The sequence below is a fragment of the Streptomyces sp. NPDC013317 genome, assembly GCF_055563155.1.
Map to the genome: position 1 here is coordinate 276,816 of NZ_JBVHDX010000006.1, position 17,700 is coordinate 294,515.

Sequence of the window (17,700 nt, forward strand, 5' to 3'; positions counted from 1 at the left end):
AGGCGTTCCGTTCGGCGCCCGTCACTCCCCCAGCACCGGCAGCAGCTCCGGGAGGTGGCCGTCGGACGCCCGTGCCGCTGTCATCCGCTCCTCGGCCACCTCGCCGTACAGCGTCGTGCGCGGGCGGGACGGCCTGCCGGCCGCCTCGGCGATGGCGACGAGATCCCGGATCGAGCGGTACGAGCCGTAACTGGAGCCCGCCATACGGGAGATGGTCTCCTCCATCAACGTGCCGCCCAGGTCGTTGGCGCCCGAGCGGAGCATCTCGGCGGCTCCGTCCGCACCGAGCTTCACCCAGCTGGTCTGGATGTTCGGGATGTGCGGGTGGAGCAGCAGCCGCGCCATCGCCGTGACCGCGCGGTTGTCACGGACCGTCGGGCCGGGGCGGGCGATGCCGGCGAGGTAGACGGGGGCGTTGGTGTGGATGAAGGGAAGCGTCACGAACTCGGTGAAGCCGCCGGTCTCCTGCTGGATCCCGGCCAGCGTGCGGAGGTGGCCGAGCCAGTGCCGGGGCTGGTCCACATGCCCGTACATCATCGTCGACGAGGAGCGGATGCCCAGCTCGTGGGCGGTCCTGATCACCTCGATCCAGGTGGCCGTCGGCAGCTTGCCCTTGGTGAGGACCCAGCGGACCTCGTCGTCGAGGATCTCGGCGGCGGTGCCGGGGATCGAGTCGAGCCCGGCCTCCTTCGCCGCCGTCAGCCACTCCCGGATCGACAGGCCGGTCCGGGTCGCGCCGTTGACGACCTCCATCGGCGAGAAGGCGTGGACGTGCATCCCGGGCACGCGCTCCTTCACCGCCCGCGCGATGTCGAAGTAGGCCGTGCCGGGCAGGTCCGGGTGGATGCCGCCCTGCATGCAGACCTCCACCGCGCCGACCTCCCACGCCTGCCGGGCGCGGTCGGCGACCTGGTCGAGGGAGAGGGTGTAGGCGTCGGCGTCGGTGCGGCGCTGGGCGAAGGCGCAGAAACGGCAGCCGGTGTAGCAGACGTTGGTGAAGTTGATGTTCCGCGTGACGATGTACGTGACGTCGTCGCCCACCGCCGACCGGCGCACGTCGTCGGCGATCCGGGTCAGCGCGTCGAGCGCGGGGCCGTCGGCGTGCAGGAGGGCGAGCGCCTCGTCGTCGGTGAGCTTCGTCGGATCGTCGGCCGCGGTGGCGAGCGCGGCCCGCACGTCGGTGTCGATGCGCTGGGCGACCATGCCGGGCGCCGCGGCCTCCCGCAGCGCCTCCCAGTCGCCGTAGACCTCGTCGAAGTCCTCCCGGCGGTCGTGGGTGCGGCCGGTGGTGTCGATCGTGCGGTGCAGATCGGTGCGGCCCGCCGAGGTGAACGCCTCGTCCGGTTCCTGCCAGGGCAGTCCGCGGACCGTCGCGTCCGGGTTCGCGAGGCCGGTCTCCAGGTCTGCGAGCGCCCGCACGTGCGGCAGCAGGCGCGGGTCGAGCCAGGGCTCGCCGCGGCCGACGAACTCCGGGTAGACGCAGAGGCGTTCGCGCAGCTCGAACCCGGCGGCGCGGGACTTCTCCGCGAGGGTGTCGATCTGCGGCCAGGGCCGCTCCGGGTTCACGTGGTCGATGGTGAGCGGGGAGACCCCGCCCCAGTCGTCGATGCCGGCCGCGATCAGCCGTCCGTACTCCTCGTCGACGAGGTTCGGCGGGGCCTGGAGGCAGGCCGAGGGGCCCATGATGTGCCGGGCCACGGCGATCGTGGCGATCAGGTCGTCCAGTTCGGCGTCCGGCATGCCGCGCATCGCCGTGTCCGGCTTGGCGCGGAAGTTCTGGATGATCAGCTCCTGGACGGAGTGGTACGCGCGGGAGACCCGGCGCAGCGCGAAGAGGGACTCGGCCCGCTCCTCGTACGTCTCGCCGATCCCGATGAGCAGACCGCTGGTGAACGGCACGGACGAGCGGCCGGCGTCCTCCAGGACCCGCAGCCGGACGGCCGGCTCCTTGTCGGGGGAGCCGAAGTGCGGCCCGCCGGGCTCGGACCAGAGCCGGGTCGCCGTCGTCTCCAGCATCATGCCCATGGACGGCGCGACGGGCTTGAGCCGCTGGAAGTCCGTCCAGGACAGCACGCCCGGGTTGAGGTGCGGGAGGAGGCCGGTCTCCTCCAGGATCCGGATCGCCATGGCCCGTACGTACGCCAGCGTGTCGTCGTAGCCGTGCGCGTCGAGCCACTCGCGCGCCTCGGGCCAGCGGTCCTCGGGCTTGTCGCCGAGCGTGATCAGGGCTTCCTTGCAGCCCAGTTCGGCGCCGCGACGGGCGATGTCGAGGACCTCGTCGGGGGACATGAACATCCCGTGTCCCGCGCGGCGGAGCTTGCCGGGCACGGTCACGAACGTGCAGTAGTGACACTTGTCGCGGCAGAGGCGGGTGAGCGGTATGAAGACGCTCTTCGAGTACGTGATGACCCCGGGGCGCCCGGCGGCGTCCAGGCCCGCGTCCCGCACACGTCCGGCCGAGGCGACCAGATCGTCCAGATCCGTCCCCCGCGCCTGGAGCAGCACGGCGGCCTCGCCGACGTCGAGCGCCACTCCGTCCCTGGCCCTCTTGAGGGCACGGCGCATGGCGTTCTCGGTGGGCCGTCCTGCCGGTCCGGGCTGCTGATCCGTCATGCACCGAGCATACGAGTGCCCGCCGACGGACACAGGCCCGCGGGCCGGGCCGGTGCGCGGCGGCGGGGTCCGGCCGCCGCCCACCGGCCGACCGGCCGACCGGCCGACCGGCCGCCGGACCCGCCGGTCGTCACCCGCCGGTCGTCACCGGTCCGTCGTCACCGGTCCGGCCCCGGCCGGATCACCGGACCGACGGATCACCGGACCGACGGATCACAGATACCGGGCGAACTCGTCCAGCACCCCGAGGACCTCCGTCTCGTCCCCCGGCGGCAGCTGGAGCACCACCTCCTCGCAGCCCAGTTCCTCGTAGTGGGCGAGCTTGCCCGGATCGGGGAGGACCGCGTACGGGACGACCTGGAGGGTCTTGGGGTCGCGGCCCGCCTGCTCCCAGGCCTCGCGGAGCACCGGCACCGACTGGGTCAGCCCACGGCCGCCGATGGGCATCCAGCCGTCCGCGTACTCGGTGATCTGCGCGAAGAGCTTCGGGCCCGCCCCGCCGCCGACGAGGATGCGCGGGGCGCCGCCGGCGGGCTTGGGGTAGGCGTGGGACGCCCGTACCGACACGCCGAACTCGCCCTCGTACGATGTCGGTTCGTCGGCCCACAGTGCCCGCATGAGCGCCATCCGCTCCCGGCTGAGTTCGCGCCGGGTCGACCACTCCACGCCGTGGTCGGCGGCCTCCTCCTTGTTCCAGCCGAAGCCGACGCCGAGCGTGAAGCGTCCGCCCGAGAGGTGGTCCAGGGTGGCGATCTGTTTGGCCAGGGCGATCGGGTCGTGCTCGGTGATCAGGGTGATTCCGGTGCCGAGTTCGAGCCGTTCGGTCACAGCGGATGCCTGGCCGAGGGCGACGAAGGCGTCGAGGGTGCGGCCGTACTCCCGGGGCAGTTCGGTGCCCGCGGGGTAGGGCGTGGTGCGCTCGATCGGGATGTGGGTGTGTTCGGGCAGGTAGAGCCCGGCGAAGCCCCGCTGTTCGAGCTCGCGCGCGAGGCGGACGGGGGTGATGGTCTCGTCGGTCAGGAAGATCGTGGTCGAGATCCGCATAGCGGCACGGTAGGGGCTGCGGCGGGGATTTCCGAGAGCCGCGGCGCGACGGGCCTCTTGCGTTGTCCGGGAGTTCACGCCCTACTACGAGGGTGCCCGACATGAGCGAACCGACCCGACGAACGCTCCTGACGACGAGCGTGGCCTCCGCCCTTACCTTGGGAAGCGTGAGCTTCGCGCACGCGGCCGGCGCCCCCGACGGCTCTCCCGGCGGCTCTCCCGGCGCCTCCCCCGGCGGCGACCGGACGGAGACGGTCGGCGGAACGCTGCCGCCCGGCTCCCCCGACTACGTGTACCTCCCCGTCGAGATCCCCCGCGGGGTGCGAGAGATCCACGTCTCTTACGCGTACGAGCGGCCCGCCGTTCCCGCCGGGACCCAGGGCAACGCCCTGGACATCGGCATCTTCGACCAGCGCGGCACCGAACTCGGCGGCAAGGGCTTCCGGGGGTGGTCGGGCGGGGCGCGCACGGAGTTCTTCCTCCGCGCCGACGCGGCGACGCCCGGCTACGTCGCCGGCCCGCTCAGGGCCGGGACCTGGTTCGTCGTGCTCGCCCCGTACACGGTGGCGCCGCGGGGGCTCACCTACTCGGTGACGATCACCCTGCGCTTCGGCGCCTCGCTGCCCACGCCCAGTCCCGTGTACCCGCCCGAGCGGGCCGAGGGCCGGGGCAGGGCCTGGTACCGCGGCGACAGCCATCTGCACACCGTGCACTCGGACGGGCGCCGTACGCCCGCCGAGGTCGCCGCGCTCGCGCGCGCGGCCGGGCTCGACTTCCTCACGGCCACCGAGCACAACACCCATGCCGGGCACGGGGCGTGGGCCGAGGCCGCCGGGGACGACCTGCTGATCCTGCTCGGCGAGGAGGTCACCACCCGCAACGGCCACGTCCTGGCCGTGGGGACGGACCCGGGCACCTTCGTGGACTGGCGCTACCGAGCGCGGGAGAATCGTTTCGGGCATTTCGCGCGCGAGATCCGCAGGGCGGGCGGTCTGGTCGTCCCGGCGCACCCGCACGCCACCTGCATCGGCTGCAACTGGAAGTTCGGCTTCGGCGACGCGGACGCGGTCGAGGTGTGGAACGGCCCCTACACCCCGGACGACGAGGTGTCGCTGGCCGGCTGGGACGCGGCGCTCGCGAAGGGCCGCTGGACCCCGGCGATGGGCAACTCCGACGCCCACCGCGACCCGGACCGCGTCGGCACCCCGCAGACCGTGGTCCTGGCCGACGAGCTGAGCCGGGAGGCGATCCTGGAGGGCCTGCGCGCGGGGCGTTCGTACGTCGCCGAGTCCTCGGCCGTCTCCGTCGACCTCTCGGTGACGGACGGCAGGGGGCGTTCGGCGGGTATCGGCGGGCGGCTGCGGGTGCCCGCGGACGAGCCCGTGACCGTCCGGCTGGCGGTGGGCGGCGCCCCGGCGGGCGGTACGGTCCGGCTCGTCACCGACCAGGGCGTGCTGCACACGGCGCCGGCGGCCGGGCAGCCGGTGGAGTGGGTGACGACGGCCGCGTACGCCTCCTACGTCCGGGCCGAGGTGCGGCACCCGGTGGCGCTGCCGCCGCTGCCCGGCGCGCTGGCGGCCTTCACGAACCCGGTGTTCCTGGAGCTCCGCTGATCAGCCCTGGTACTCGCTGAGGTCGATCGCGTACACCCGCAGCGGGACGCCGAATTCCGGGTGGTCCGTCTCGCGCTCCGGGGTCATGCCGAGCTTGCGCATGACGTTCTCGGAGGCCTGGTTGGAGATGTGGGTGATGCTGACGACGCGGTCGAGGCCGCGGTCCTGGAGCGCGAACTCCAGGGCCGCGTGGGCGGCCTCGGAGGCGTACCCCTGCCCCCAGTAGGGCCGCCCGAGCCGCCAGCCGACCTCCACCTCGTGCCGGAGTTCGGGCAGGAACCCGGGGACGGAGAGACCGGCGAAGCCGATCAGCTCACCGGAGCCGAGGAGCTCGACGGCGAAGAGCCCGAAGCCCTCCTCGTCCCACTCCTCCTCCCACCGCTCGATGTCCTCGGCGGTCTGCTCCAGATCGCGGGTCGATCCGTCGCCGATCCAGCGCATCACCTCGGGGTCGGCGTTGATCTCGGCCATGGGGACGAGGTCGTCGTCGGTCCAGCGGCGCAGGAGGAGGCGGGGCGTGAGGATCTCGGTCATGCCCTCATGGTCTCGCACCCCGCCCGTGGTCACACGAGCCCCTCGGCCTCGACCCTGGTCGGTGTACGAGCCTCCGGCCGGCGGCTCTCCCGGGCCGATCGGAGCATCGTCCGGACGCGGGGAAATCCGCCTGTGCTTCCGTAGCCCGGCTGCTTGGATGAGCGGCATGCTGAGCCGACTCGAGACCTATTACGACGCCGTCCCCCGATCCGCCGCCCGTACCGAGGAGTTCGGGCCGCTCACCCTCTTCGTACGGGAGGGGGAGGGGTGGCCGTACTACGCCCGGCCGACGCTAGGGCACACCGGGGAGGTGACGGCCGACGACGTGGAGCGCGTGCGCGCGCGGCAGCGGGAGCTGGGCGTGCCCGAGGCCTTCGAGTGGGTGGCGGAGACGACCCCGGGGCTGCGCGCGGCCGTGGAGAAGAGCGGGCTCGTGGTGCACGAGCACCCGCTGATGGTCCTGGACGGGGAGCCCGCCGCGGTCGCGGCGCCCGAGGACGTCACCGTACGGATCGTGGGCGCCGGCGACGCCGTCCTGGAGTCGGCCGCCGCCGCGCCGTTCGCGGCCTTCGGGGTCGCCCCGGCCCCCGGGGCCGCCGACAAGCTGGCCGCCAGGATCGAGGCGGGGCTCACCCGGCTCGCCGCCGCGGTGGACGCGACGGGCACCGCCCTGTCCGCCGGGCAGTACCAGCCGGTCGGCCCGGTCGCGGAGGTCGTCGGCGTCGGCACCCTCCCGGACGCCCGGCGCCGTGGCCTGGGCCTCGCGGTGACCGCCGCGCTGGTCGCCGACGCCCGGGCCGCGGGCGTGGAGACCGTCTTCCTGTCGGCGTCGGACGAGTCGGTGGCCAGGCTCTACGGGCGGCTCGGCTTCCGCACGGTCGGCACGGCGCTCATCGCGGAGCCCGCCTCCTGAAAAAAAACTTCCCCGGACGTGTCACATCCGTGTCGCGCGCTCCGTCAGTGCTGTGAAGGCAAGCCGAACGGCACCACGCAACCGCTGGAGGAGCGACCATGCTGCACGAGATCACCCCCCGGATGACCAACCCCGCCTACGTCCTGCCCGACGCCGGAGCCGCCATCCAGAGTCTGGTGAAGGCCACCCGTCAGGGCGGCGTCCCGGAGTCGACGCTGGAGCTCGTGCACCTGCGTGCCAGCCAGATCAACGGCTGCGGTTTCTGCGTCGACTACGGCGTCAAGTCAGCCCGGAAGGCGGGGATGAGCGACGAGAAGCTCTTCGCCGTCGCCGCCTGGCGCGAGGCGCCGTACTTCACGGACGAGGAGCGGGCCGCGCTGGCGCTCGCCGAGCACGCGACGCGGCTGGCCGACACCTCGGACGCCGTGCCGGACGCGGTGTGGGACGCGGCCGCCGACCACTTCGACGAGAAGCAGCTCTCGGCGATCGTGATGATGGTCGCCCTCACCAACCTGTTCAACCGGATCAACGTGACGATCAGGCAGCCGGCGGGCGTGGCTCTCTGAGCGGCGCCTCGCGCACCATCAGGACGTCGATCGGGTCCACGGTCGACTCCACCGTGAACCCCTCGCGTTCGTAGAGGCGCTGGGCCCTGCTGCCCCGCACCACGACGAGCCGCACGGGGAGGGACCGCTCGTCCGCCCGGCCGAGCAGCTCCCGCAGGACCGCCGTCCCGAGGCCCGCACCCTGGGCCTCGGGGGCCAGGTAGAAGTGTTCGAGGTAGAGCCCGGGGCCGTCGCCGTACGGGCGGAGCGTCACGCAGCCCACGAAGGCCCCGCCGGCCTCGACGACCGAGGTGTGTTCCGGGGAGAAGCCGTCACGCAGGCGCTGGCGCACCCGGTGCTCGTCGTAGCGGCCGAGCCGCACCAGATCGTCGCGCATCACGACCGCCCGCAGTTCGGCGATCGGCTCCACGTCCTCGGCCCGCCCGGGGCGCAGCGACCATGTCGTTTCCGTATACACGCACGCATCCTAGGGAGAGCCGGGCGCCACCTGGCGCGGGGGCCGCTCGTTGGTGGGGGCATGAAGAAGATCCTCACCGCCGTCCTGACCGGTCTCGCCGTCGCCGGGGGCATCGGCGCCGCCGGGTCCGCCGTCGCCGACACCACCGACCTCGGCAACGCCACGCTGCCGTCCGTCGTGCCGCTGAGCGGCCTCCTCGACCCCCAGGAGAAGCCCGCCTCCGCGGCCGACCTGCCGGCCGCCAACGCGACGGTGGAGCGGCTGCTCCCGGGGCGCTGACGACCGCGGAGGCGGCCGGACGTGCCGACGGACGAACGAGGTGGCGGGACCGGAAGACGGCCCCGCCACCTCGTTCGTCGTTCGTCTCAGGGGCTCACATGACTCAGGTGCTCATACGGCTCAGGGGCTCGCACGGCTCAGGCGCTCACCCGGCCGGGGTTCAGTCCGCCACGACCAGCGACGGCGTCTCCTTCGTCAGCACCTCGCCCCGGAAGAAGGCGGGGCTCCTGCGCTGCATCACCAGCATGATCACCAGGCCGACCAGCAGCAGTCCGACGCCGATCACGAAGACCGAGCCGACGCCGAAGACGGAGGAGCCGCTGCCGTAGGCCGGGTCCCACATGTCGTACAGCGTCTTGCCGAAGACGCCGGTGAGCAGGAGGCCGCCGAGCACCGGACACAGGCCCTTGTAGACGAAGTCCCGGCCGGAGCGGAAGAGCTCCTTGCGGAAGTACCAGGCGCAGGCGAACGCGGTCAGCGAGTAGTAGAAGCAGATCATCAGGCCGAGCGCGTAGATCGTGTCGACCAGGACGTTCTCGCTGACGAGGGTCATCACCGTGTAGAAGACACCGGTGGCGACGCCCGCGATGACCGTGGCCTTGCCCGGCACCTTGAAGCGCGGATCGACCTTGGCGAAGGACGCCGGGAGCGCCTCGTACGTCGACATCGCCAGCACTGTGCGGGCCACCGGGATGAACGTCGTCTGAAGGCTGGCCGCCGCGGAGGCGAGGACGGCGACGAAGAGCAGGATGCCGAGGGCCGGGCCCATGACCGGCCCCGCGAGGGCCGCGAAGACGTTGTCGGAGGTCTCCGGGTTGGCGAGGCCGAGGCCGCTGTCGCCGGAGCCGACGGCCATCTGCGCGGCGACGCCGGTGGCGAGGTAGGAGCCGACCAGGACGACCATCGCGATGAGCGCGGCACGGCCGGGGGTCTTGGCGCTGCCGGTGGTCTCCTCGTTGGTCGCCATGCAGGCGTCCCAGCCCCAGTACATGAAGATCGAGAGGGAGAGACCGGCCGTGAAGGCGGCGAAGGACTGGACGGCGAACGGGTTCATCCACTCCCAGGAGAAGGAGAGCCCGGTGTCGAAGGCGCCGCTGCCGGCCTTCTGGAAGGCCATCGCGACGAAGAGCGCGAGGACGACGAGCTGGAGACCGACGAGGGCGTACTGCACGCCCTTGGTGGCGGTCATGCCGCGGTAGCTGATCGCGGTCGCGACGGCGATGAGCACGAGGCAGGTGAGGATGTGGACGGCCTTGTTGTCGTCCAGGGCGGCGACGGAGTCGCTGCCGGTGATCTCACCGGCGAGGAGCCAGAAGTACGAGGTCGCGACGCCGGCCAGGTTGGACAGGACGATGATCGTCGCGATGACGAGGCCCCAGCCGCACATCCAGCCGATCCGGGGGCCGAAGGCCTTGACCGTCCAGGTGAAGGAGGTGCCGCAGTCCGGCATGACCCGGTTGAGCTCCCGGTACGCGAAGGCGACGAGGAGCATCGGGAGGAAGCCCGCGAGGAAGATCGCGGGCATCTGGAGCCCGACCTCGCCGGCCGTGGAGCCGAGCGTGGAGGTCAGGCAGTAGACGGGGGCGACCGTCGAGATGCCGATGACGGCGCTGCCCATGAGCCCGACGGAGTTTCCGCCGAGCCCCTTCGTGCGTACGCCCTGGCTCTCACCCGAGGGGGTGACGCCCCTTACCGTGTCTCCGGCCTGGGGCCGTGCATCCACCTGAGTCATGAACAGGACGTTAAGTGCTGCGGTTTCCACATCCGGAGGACGCGAGTCCGGGGCCATCGAGCGATCTTCGCCTTGCATTACAAGGGTCGTAGCGCCATCTCGTCATTGATTGAAAGATCGACGATGGATCCGAACCGACCGATTGGTAGGCGTCTCAAGAACTGTCCGATATGCGGGAACCGCAGCACTGTCCTTAATGTCCGTTTCCAAATTTTCCCGAAGAATTTTCCGGGCCGTGCGGGAGGGGCGTCAGCCCGGCCAGACCACCGCCTGCGTCTCGCTGTACGCGTGCAGGGCGTACGACCCCACGTCCCGCCCGACACCGCTCTTCTTGAACCCGCCGAACGGCGCCTCCATGTTCCGTCCGATCGTGTTCACCCCGACACCGCCCGCCCTCAGCCGGGCCGCGACGCGGAACGCGCGGGCCACGTCGCCCGACCACACGTAGTCGAGCAGCCCGTAGTCGCTGTCGTTCGCCAGCGCGATCCCCTCCTCCTCGTCGTCGAAGGGGACGACCACCACGACCGGGCCGAAGATCTCCTCCCGGACCACCCGCATGTCGTTCGTGCACTCCGCGAGCAGCGTCGGGGCCACGTAGAAGCCGCGCTCCACGGCCGGGCGCTCGCCGCCCACGACCACCCGCGCGCCCTCCTTCCGCCCCAGCTCGACGTACGACTCCACCCGGTCGCGGTGGGCAGCCGAGATCACCGGCCCGACGACCGTGCCCGGCACCGTCGGGTCGCCGACCTTCATGAAGCCGAGATAGCCGGTGAGCTTGTCGATCAGCTGCTCGTGGATCCCGCGCTGGGCGAGGACCCGGGTCGGGGCCGTGCAGATCTGTCCGCTGTAGAAGGAGAAGGTGGTGCCGATTCCCATCACCGCGGAGTCGAGGTCGGCGTCGTCGAAGACCAGCGCCGCGCCCTTCCCCCCGAGCTCCATCAGCTGCCGCTTCAGCGCCCGGCCGCAGACCTCGCCGATACGCTGCCCGACGGCCGTGGAGCCGGTGAAGGAGACCATGTCGACGGCCGGGGAGTCGACCGCGGCCTCGCCGACGGCCGTGCTCGTGCCCGTGACGACGTTGACCACACCCGCGGGGACGCCCGCCTCCTCCAGCGCCCGGGCCATCGCGAAGACGGAGAGCGGGTCCTGCGGGGCGGGCTTCACCACGACCGTGTTGCCCATGGCGAGGGCCGGGGCGATCTTGCCGGCCGGATTGGCCCAGGGGTTGTTGTACGAGGTGATGCAGGTGACCACCCCGACCGGGCGGCGCACCGCGACCGCGCCGAAGACCCCGGCCTTCCCCATCGGACCGGCCTCGTTGATCTGCGGCGGCAGCGCCTGTTCGACCGGTTCCAGGGCGCCGCGCGCGTACCGGCGGAAGCGGGAGGAGCCGACGGCGACCTGCATGCCCCGCGCGGTCCCGGTGGTGGCGCCGGTCTCGGCCTGCGCGAGGACCACGTTCGCCTCCGCGTCGCGGGCCATCAGGTCGGCTGCCCGGTCGAGGATCGCGGCGCGTTCCTCCGGTTTCGTACGGGACCAGGTCGCGAAGGCCTCCCGGGCGGCCTCGGCCGCCTCGTACACCTGGTCGCGGGAGGCCTCGGGCGCGAGCCCGACGACCTCCTCGGTGGCCGGGTTGACCACCTCGTAGTGCCCGCCGTCGGGCTCGACCCACTCCCCGCCGATGAAGAGTCGCTGCGTCACCGTGTGGACACCGTCCTCGTGTCACGGCCCGAGCGGAGCACCCTGCCGGGGATCGCGCCGGTCACCTCGTCGTCGCGGACGGTCTCCACGCCGTTGACACGGACGGAGACGATGCCGACCGCCCGCGAGTCGAGCCGGGGGCTGTCGCCCGGCAGGTCGTGCACCAGGGTCGCCGGGCCCGCGTCGATCCGCTCGGGGTCGAAGAGGACCAGGTCGGCGTGGAACCCCTCGGCGATCCGCCCGCGCTCGCGCAGCCCGAAGAGCCGGGCCGGGTCGTCGCTGAGCATCTTCACCGCCTGCTCCAGCGGGACCAGCTTCCGGCCGCGCAGACAGTCGCCGAGGAAACGGGTCGTGTAGGGGGCGCCGCACATGCGGTCCAGGTGCGCGCCCGCGTCGGAGCCGCCGAGCATCACGTCCTCGTGCTCCCAGGTCTCGCGGCGCAGCGCCCAGGAGGCCGGGTCGTTGTCGCTGGGCATCGGCCACAGCACGGTCCTGAGCTCGTCGTTGGCACAGATCTCGACGAGACACTGGAAGGGGTCCTGGCCCCGCTCGGCGGCGATGTCGCCCACGACCCGTCCGGTGAGTCCCTCGTTCTCGCGGCTGTAGGTGTCGCCGATGACGTACCGGCCGAAGTGCGCGAGGCGGCGGAAGACACCGGCCTCCCTGGAGTCGGCCCGGCGCAGCATCTCGGCCCGGACGTCCGGGTCGCGGAGCCTGGCGATCCGCTCGGGTACGGGGAGCGCCAGGATCTCGCCCCAGCCGGGGATGAGGTTGAGGGCGCAGAAGGTGCCGAGCGACATGTTCATGGGGGTGAGGATCGGCATGGTGAGCGCGACGATCCGGCCGCCGGACTTGCGGGCGCGTTCGGAGGCGACGAGCTGGCGCGGGACGCGTTCGGGGACGGCGGCGTCGATGGTGAGGACGTTCCAGTTCAGGGGGCGTCCGGCGGCGGCCGTCATGTCGACGAAGAGGTCGATCTCGTCGTCGGAGAACTGGTCGAGGCAGCCGGCGAGGATCGCTTCGAGCTGGGTGCCCTCGTGCTCGCCGACCGCCGCGGAGAGTGCGATCAGCTCGGCGGGCGTGGCGTGCCGAGAGGCGACGGGGGCGCCGTCGCCGTCGGAGTGGGTGGCGGACTGGGTGGTGGACAGGCCCCAGGCCCCGGCCTCCATGGCCTCGTGGAGCAACGCCGTCATCCGGTCCAGCTGCTCGGGCGTGGGCTGCCCGCCGACGGCCTCCGCGCCCATCACGTACCGGCGCAGGGCGCAGTGTCCGACCATGAAGCCCGCGTTGACCGCGATCCGTCCTTCGAGGGCGTCGAGGTACTGGCCGAAGGAGGACCAGCTCCAGTCGACCCCCTCCTCCAGGGCCTTGAGGGCCATGCCCTCCACCTTGGACATCATGCGGCGCGTGTAGTCGGCGTCCTCGGGACGGTCCGGGTGGAGGGGCGCGAGCGTGAAACCGCAGTTGCCGCCTGCGACGGTGGTGACGCCGTGGTTCATGGAGGGGGTGGCGAAGGGGTCCCAGAAGAGCTGCGCGTCGTAGTGGGTGTGGGGGTCGACGAAGCCGGGGGCGAGGACGAGGCCGGTGGCGTCCTCGGTGGTGCGGGCGGTGGCGTCCGCTCCGGCGAAGACGATCCGTCCGTCGCGTATGCCGATGTCGGCGACGAAGGCGGGGGCGCCGGTGCCGTCCACGACGGTGGCGCCCTTGATCAGGTGGTCGAGCATGACGGTCCCTTTCTGCACGTGAACACGCCCCGGCCGGGGACGCGGTAGCCGGCCGCGGCTACGACGTCCCCGGCCGGGGCCGGTACGGAACGGTGGTCCGGGAAGACACCGCCCCGCGCTCGTGACGGTCGGGGAGCTCCCCGGCCCGGAGGGCGGCCCCCGTCAGGACGTCGCGGCCTGGCGGAAGCGGGTCGTGCGGTGGACCGGGTCCGTGTCGATCTTGGGAATCACGTGCTCACCGATCAGCTTGACCGTGTTCATCGTGTCCTCGTAGCTGATCCCGATCGGCAGGCCGAAGGACAGCTGGTCGGCGCCCGCCTGCTCCCAGCGCTTGCACTGGCCAAGCACCTCCTCCGGGTCACCGCAGATCATCAGCTCCTCCGCGATGAGGAGTTCGATGATCTCCGCGCTGTACTCGGGCAGCAGCTCCGGCCACTCGGGGATGCCCTCGGGCCGGGGGAAGGTGTCGTGGTAGCGGAAGAGCAGCGACTGCAGGTAGTTGAGGCCGCCGCTGACGGCGATCTCGACGGCCTTGTCGTGCGTCTCGGCGCAGATCGCGGTCGAGGTGACCATGACGTTGTCGTTGACGAAGTCGCCGACCGCCTTGGCCTCCTTGACGGCAGTCTTGTACGACTCGACGACCCACTCCATGTCGGAGACCTTCTGCACGCTGAACCCGAGGACGCCGAGCCCCTTCCTGCCCGCCATCGCGTACGAGGAGGGCGAGCCGGCCGCGTACCACATGGCCGGGTGGGACTTCCCGTACGGCTTGGGCAGGACCTTGCGCGGCGGCAGGGACCAGTGCTTGCCCTGGAAGCCGACGTACTCGTCCTGGAGCCACATCTTGGGGAACTCGGCGATCGTCTCCTCCCAGATCTCCTTCGTGTGGTTCATGTCGGTGATGCCCGGCATGAACCCGAGGATCTCGTGGGAGCCCGCCCCGCGGCCCGAACCGAACTCGAAGCGGCCCTGGGAGAGGTGGTCGAGCATGGCGACCTTCTCGGCGACCTTCACCGGGTGGTTCACCGGCGCCAGGGGGTTGAAGATGCCGGAGCCGAGGTGGATCCGGTCGGTGGCGTGGGCGAGGTAGCCGAGGTAGACGTCGTTCGCCGAGAGGTGCGAGTACTCCTCCAGGAAGTGGTGCTCGGAGGCCCAGGCGTACTTGAACCCGGACCTGTCCGCCTGGATGACGTACTCGGTCTCCTCCATCAGCGCCTTGTGCTCGGCCTCGGGATCGGTCTCGGCGCGCTTGCCGACGTATCCCTGTACGAAGATCCCGAATTCCAAGGGGGTTCACCGTCCTCGTTGTTTCTGACGTACCGTCAGATTCTCGATGTGCCCGACTTTCGCACCGTGCGGCAGGCGCGTCAATACCTGATGGAGCGTCAGAACCGTTCAGAAGAGCTTGACGCCGGCGAGCCAGCCGCCGTCGATGACGAACGGCTGCCCGGTGATGTACGAGGAGTCGTCGGCGGTGAGGAAGAGCGCGAGCGCCGCCACCTCCTCGGGCCTTCCGATCCGGCCCATCGGCACCAGCTGCCGGTACGGCCCTGCGGTCGCCTCCGGGTCCACGCCCTCCGGGTTGCTCATCGGGGTGTCGATCGCCCCCGGGCAGACCGCGTTGACCCGGATGCCCTTCGCCGCCAGCTCCAGCGCGGCCACCCGGGTCAGCCCGAGCACCGCGTGCTTGGTCGCCGCGTACGCGCCGACGCCCGCCATGCCCGTCAGTCCGGTGTACGAGGCGGTGTTGACGATCGTGCCGCCACCGGCCGCCTCGATCTCGGGCGCGACGTTGCGGATCCCCAGGAAGCAGCCGACCTGGTTGACCGAGACGATCGCCTGGAACTCCTCCAGGGGCGTGGAGACCAGCTCGTTGAAGCGCAGGATGCCCGCGTTGTTCACCAGCCCGTCGATCCGCCCGAAGCGCTCCTTGGCGGCGGCGACCGCCGCCGCCCAGTCCTCCTCACGCGTGACGTCGAGGTGGACGTAGACCGCGCGCTCCTCCCCCAGCTCCTTCGCCAGCGCCTCGCCGGGAGCGTCGAGCACGTCGGCGAGGACGACCCGCGCCCCCTCGGCGGTGAAGAGCCGCGCCTCCTGCTCGCCCTGTCCGCGCGCCGCGCCGGTGACGACGACGACCCGCCCGTCCAGCTTGCCCATGTCCGTCCACTCCTCAGCTCAGGTGGGGGGCGACCTCGGCGGCGAACGCCGACATCTGATCGGTGAGTTCGGTACGGCTCCGGGAGCGGAACCGGACCTGGATCTGGTGCACGCCCATCGCTCCGTACGCGTTCAGCGACTCGGCGAGGGCCTCCGGCTTGCCCGAAAGCGTGCGCCGGCCGACGTCCCAGCCGGCCTCGCCGACGTACAGGGCCTCGACGATCGCCCCGACGGTGATCGGGTCCTCGATCCCGGCCTCCTCGCGCAGGCTCCTGAGCCGGGCGATCTGCGCGGGGAGCTCGGCTCTCGGGTCGCCCTGGGGCAGCCAGCCGTCCCCCCTGAGGGCCGCCCGGCGTACGGCGGCCGGCGAGGAGCCGCCCACCCAGACGGGCACCCGCTCCTGGGCGGGCCTGGGCAGCTGCCCGAGGTCCTTGAAGGCGAACCGCTCGCCCGTGTGCTCCGGGTACTCCTCCGGACCGAGCGCCGCCCGGAGCGCGTCGATGGTCTCGTCCAGCACGCCCCCGCGCCCGGCGAAGTCCGCCCCGACGGCCTCGAACTCCTCCTGGACGTGCCCGGCCCCGACCCCGAGGACCAGACGGCCGCCGGAGAGGTGGTCGAGGGTCGCGTACGACTTGGCGGTCACCAGGGGGTGGCGCAGACCGACGACCGCGACGTGCGAGAGCAGCCGGACGCGCTCGGTCGCGGCGGCCAGGAAGGAGAGCGTGGCGACCGGGTCGTACCAGACGGTGCTCATGGGCCCGGCGAGGCGGCGGGGGATGGCGACGTGGTCGCAGCTCGCGATGTAGTCGAAGCCGGTCCGGTCGGCGACGCGGGCGACCTCCACCAGATCGGCGGGCCCGGCGGCGGCCTCCCAGGGCTCGGCGTAGAGGGTGCTCTGCGACTGGACCGGGAGCTGCATCCCGTAGACCACCATGGCGGATCCCCTTTCATCTGACGATCCATCAGATACGAGCGAACGCCCCATGCTCGTACCTGACGGCCCATCAGACAAGGGGGTTGCGCGGTCAGGCTCCGGGCCAGAGCCCGTCCGGGGTCAGGCCGAGCAGGTCGATCGCGTTGCCGCGCACGATCCGCTCCACCACGTCCGGGGCAAGGTGCCCCATCTGCGCCTCGCCGACCTCGCGCGACTTGGGCCAGGTGGAGTCGGAGTGCGGGTAGTCCGTCTCGTACAGGACGTTCCCGACGCCGATCGCGTCCAGGTTCTTCAGGCCGAAGGCGTCGTCGAAGAAGCAGCCGTAGACGTGCTCGGCGAAGAGCTCCGACGGCGGGCGCAGCACCTTGTCGGCGACACCGCCCCAGCCGCGGTTCTCCTCCCAGACGACGTCGGCGCGCTCGAGGATGTACGGGATCCAGCCGATCTGGCCCTCGGCGTACATGATCCTCAGGTTGGGGAAGCGCTCGAACTTCCCGCTCATCAGCCAGTCCACCATCGAGAAGCAGCAGTTGGCGAAGGTGATGGTGGAGCCGACGGCGGGCGGGGCGTCGGCGGAGGTGGACGGCATCCGGCTCGAGGAGCCGATATGCATGGCGACGACGGTTCCGGTCTCGTCGCAGGCGCGAAGGAAGGGGTCCCAGTAGTCGGTGTGGACCGACGGGAGCCCGAGGTGCGGCGGGATCTCGGAGAAGGCGACGGCGCGGACCCCGCGGGCGGCGTTGCGCCGCACCTCCTCGGCGGCCAGTTCGGCGTCCCACAGGGGTATGAGGGTGAGCGGGATCAGCCGCCCGCGGGCCTCGGGCCCGCACCATTCCTCCACCATCCAGTCGTTGTAAGCGCGGACGCCGAGGAGACCGAGCTCGCGGTCGCTCGCCTCGGTGAAGGTCTGCCCGCAGAAGCGCGGGAAGGTGGGGAAGCAGAGCGCGGACTGGACGTGGTTGACGTCCATGTCGGCCAGCCGGTCGGGGACGCTGTACGAGCCGGGGCGCATCTGCTCGTAGGTGATGACCTCCAGCCTGATCTCGTCCCGGTCGTAGCCGACGGCGGTGTCGAGCCGGGTGAGCGGCCGGTGCAGGTCCTCGTACACCCACCAGTCGCCGATGGGCCCGTCGTCGCCCTTGGCACCCATGACGGGTGCGAACTTTCCGCCGAGGAAGGTCATTTCCTTCAGGGGCGCGCGGACGATCCGGGGTCCGGTGTCGCGGTACCTGGACGGGAGCCGGTCCCGCCAGACGTGAGGCGGCTCCACGGTGTGGTCGTCCACCGAGATGATCTTCGGGAAGGTCTCCATGCGCTTCACGGTAGCGCTGATCTGACGACCCGTCAGCTCCTTGGTCGGCCGAATCATGTGGCAGGACTTGTGCAGACAGTGACCCGATGCTGACGCATCCCCTCCGGGCAAGGCAGACTGT

Annotated in this window: 15 protein-coding genes; 4 read left to right on the top strand and 11 right to left on the bottom strand. The window is 71.5% G+C overall.

Features of this window, described 5'->3' with window-relative positions; genetic code table 11:
• Window positions 1–21 precede the first annotated feature (21 nt).
• Window positions 22–2,613 carry a bifunctional FO biosynthesis protein CofGH gene (locus tag ACZ3IJ_RS18755; protein ID WP_467469490.1) on the bottom strand — a complete coding sequence of 864 codons (2,592 nt, stop codon included), beginning with the start codon at window positions 2,611–2,613 and terminating at the stop codon, window positions 22–24.
• A 213-nt stretch (window positions 2,614–2,826) separates the two neighbouring features.
• Entirely contained in the window at window positions 2,827–3,657 is an 831-nt protein-coding gene (locus ACZ3IJ_RS18760) for an LLM class F420-dependent oxidoreductase (protein WP_467469492.1), read from the bottom strand.
• Between the two features lie 101 nt (window positions 3,658–3,758).
• Between ACZ3IJ_RS18760 and ACZ3IJ_RS18765 the strand changes: the two genes are divergently transcribed.
• Window positions 3,759–5,270 (top strand): CehA/McbA family metallohydrolase, encoded by a 1,512-nt coding sequence (locus tag ACZ3IJ_RS18765; RefSeq protein WP_467469494.1) that lies wholly within the window; start codon window positions 3,759–3,761, stop codon window positions 5,268–5,270.
• Here the strand turns inward: ACZ3IJ_RS18765 and ACZ3IJ_RS18770 are convergent, their stop codons facing one another.
• A complete protein-coding gene (locus ACZ3IJ_RS18770; RefSeq protein ID WP_467469496.1) occupies window positions 5,271–5,804 on the bottom strand; it encodes a GNAT family N-acetyltransferase in 534 nt (177 codons plus the stop codon).
• 157 nt (window positions 5,805–5,961) lie between these two features.
• Between ACZ3IJ_RS18770 and ACZ3IJ_RS18775 the strand changes: the two genes are divergently transcribed.
• On the top strand, window positions 5,962–6,717 hold the full coding sequence (locus tag ACZ3IJ_RS18775; protein WP_467469499.1) for a GNAT family N-acetyltransferase: 756 nt from the start codon (window positions 5,962–5,964) through the stop codon (window positions 6,715–6,717).
• Between the two features lie 98 nt (window positions 6,718–6,815).
• A complete protein-coding gene (locus ACZ3IJ_RS18780) occupies window positions 6,816–7,283 on the top strand; it encodes a carboxymuconolactone decarboxylase family protein (protein ID WP_352187133.1) in 468 nt (155 codons plus the stop codon).
• Here the strand turns inward: ACZ3IJ_RS18780 and ACZ3IJ_RS18785 are convergent.
• The gene (locus tag ACZ3IJ_RS18785; protein ID WP_467469502.1) at window positions 7,255–7,740 is read right to left on the bottom strand and encodes a GNAT family N-acetyltransferase; all 486 of its coding nucleotides are present in this window, start codon (window positions 7,738–7,740) and stop codon (window positions 7,255–7,257) included. The genes ACZ3IJ_RS18780 and ACZ3IJ_RS18785 overlap by 29 nt on opposite strands.
• 60 nt (window positions 7,741–7,800) lie before the next feature.
• Here ACZ3IJ_RS18785 and ACZ3IJ_RS18790 point away from each other — a divergent pair, with 60 nt between their 5' ends.
• Window positions 7,801–8,019 carry a hypothetical protein gene (locus ACZ3IJ_RS18790; protein ID WP_467469504.1) on the top strand — a complete coding sequence of 73 codons (219 nt, stop codon included), beginning with the start codon at window positions 7,801–7,803 and terminating at the stop codon, window positions 8,017–8,019.
• 160 nt (window positions 8,020–8,179) lie between these two features.
• On the opposite strand, the gene ACZ3IJ_RS18795 is transcribed toward ACZ3IJ_RS18790, so the two are convergent.
• From ACZ3IJ_RS18795 to ACZ3IJ_RS18825, 7 genes are all read right to left on the bottom strand, one after another.
• Window positions 8,180–9,751 carry an APC family permease gene (locus ACZ3IJ_RS18795; RefSeq protein ID WP_467469506.1) on the bottom strand — a complete coding sequence of 524 codons (1,572 nt, stop codon included), beginning with the start codon at window positions 9,749–9,751 and terminating at the stop codon, window positions 8,180–8,182.
• A gap of 249 nt (window positions 9,752–10,000) precedes the next feature.
• On the bottom strand, window positions 10,001–11,452 hold the full coding sequence (locus ACZ3IJ_RS18800) for an aldehyde dehydrogenase family protein (protein ID WP_467469508.1): 1,452 nt from the start codon (window positions 11,450–11,452) through the stop codon (window positions 10,001–10,003).
• Entirely contained in the window at window positions 11,449–13,176 is a 1,728-nt protein-coding gene (locus ACZ3IJ_RS18805; RefSeq protein ID WP_467469510.1) for an N-acyl-D-amino-acid deacylase family protein, read from the bottom strand. Before ACZ3IJ_RS18805 ends, ACZ3IJ_RS18800 begins: the two co-directional genes overlap by 4 nt.
• Window positions 13,177–13,338: 162 nt before the next feature.
• Complete coding sequence (locus ACZ3IJ_RS18810) at window positions 13,339–14,463, bottom strand: LLM class flavin-dependent oxidoreductase (RefSeq protein WP_391800876.1); 1,125 nt, start codon at window positions 14,461–14,463, stop codon at window positions 13,339–13,341.
• Window positions 14,464–14,571: 108 nt separating this feature from the next.
• Window positions 14,572–15,333: an SDR family NAD(P)-dependent oxidoreductase gene (locus ACZ3IJ_RS18815; RefSeq protein ID WP_467469512.1), complete on the bottom strand. Its 762-nt coding sequence runs from the start codon at window positions 15,331–15,333 to the stop codon at window positions 14,572–14,574.
• Between the two features lie 13 nt (window positions 15,334–15,346).
• Window positions 15,347–16,267 carry an LLM class F420-dependent oxidoreductase gene (locus tag ACZ3IJ_RS18820; protein WP_467469514.1) on the bottom strand — a complete coding sequence of 307 codons (921 nt, stop codon included), beginning with the start codon at window positions 16,265–16,267 and terminating at the stop codon, window positions 15,347–15,349.
• Between the two features lie 91 nt (window positions 16,268–16,358).
• Complete coding sequence (locus tag ACZ3IJ_RS18825) at window positions 16,359–17,579, bottom strand: amidohydrolase family protein (protein WP_467469516.1); 1,221 nt, start codon at window positions 17,577–17,579, stop codon at window positions 16,359–16,361.
• Window positions 17,580–17,700 lie beyond the last annotated feature (121 nt).

What these genes read in the sequence shown, in the direction of transcription:
- ACZ3IJ_RS18755 (WP_467469490.1), bottom strand. Translation starts at nt 2,613, where the DNA reads ATGACGGATCAGCAGCCCGGACCGGCAGGACGGCCCACCGAGAACGCC.
- ACZ3IJ_RS18760 (WP_467469492.1), bottom strand. Translation starts at nt 3,657, where the DNA reads ATGCGGATCTCGACCACGATCTTCCTGACCGACGAGACCATCACCCCC.
- ACZ3IJ_RS18765 (WP_467469494.1), top strand. Translation starts at nt 3,759, where the DNA reads ATGAGCGAACCGACCCGACGAACGCTCCTGACGACGAGCGTGGCCTCC.
- ACZ3IJ_RS18770 (WP_467469496.1), bottom strand. Translation starts at nt 5,804, where the DNA reads ATGACCGAGATCCTCACGCCCCGCCTCCTCCTGCGCCGCTGGACCGAC.
- ACZ3IJ_RS18775 (WP_467469499.1), top strand. Translation starts at nt 5,962, where the DNA reads ATGAGCGGCATGCTGAGCCGACTCGAGACCTATTACGACGCCGTCCCC.
- ACZ3IJ_RS18780 (WP_352187133.1), top strand. Translation starts at nt 6,816, where the DNA reads ATGCTGCACGAGATCACCCCCCGGATGACCAACCCCGCCTACGTCCTG.
- ACZ3IJ_RS18790 (WP_467469504.1), top strand. Translation starts at nt 7,801, where the DNA reads ATGAAGAAGATCCTCACCGCCGTCCTGACCGGTCTCGCCGTCGCCGGG.
- ACZ3IJ_RS18795 (WP_467469506.1), bottom strand. Translation starts at nt 9,751, where the DNA reads ATGACTCAGGTGGATGCACGGCCCCAGGCCGGAGACACGGTAAGGGGC.
- ACZ3IJ_RS18805 (WP_467469510.1), bottom strand. Translation starts at nt 13,176, where the DNA reads ATGCTCGACCACCTGATCAAGGGCGCCACCGTCGTGGACGGCACCGGC.
- ACZ3IJ_RS18815 (WP_467469512.1), bottom strand. Translation starts at nt 15,333, where the DNA reads ATGGGCAAGCTGGACGGGCGGGTCGTCGTCGTCACCGGCGCGGCGCGC.
- ACZ3IJ_RS18820 (WP_467469514.1), bottom strand. Translation starts at nt 16,267, where the DNA reads ATGGTGGTCTACGGGATGCAGCTCCCGGTCCAGTCGCAGAGCACCCTC.
- ACZ3IJ_RS18825 (WP_467469516.1), bottom strand. Translation starts at nt 17,579, where the DNA reads ATGGAGACCTTCCCGAAGATCATCTCGGTGGACGACCACACCGTGGAG.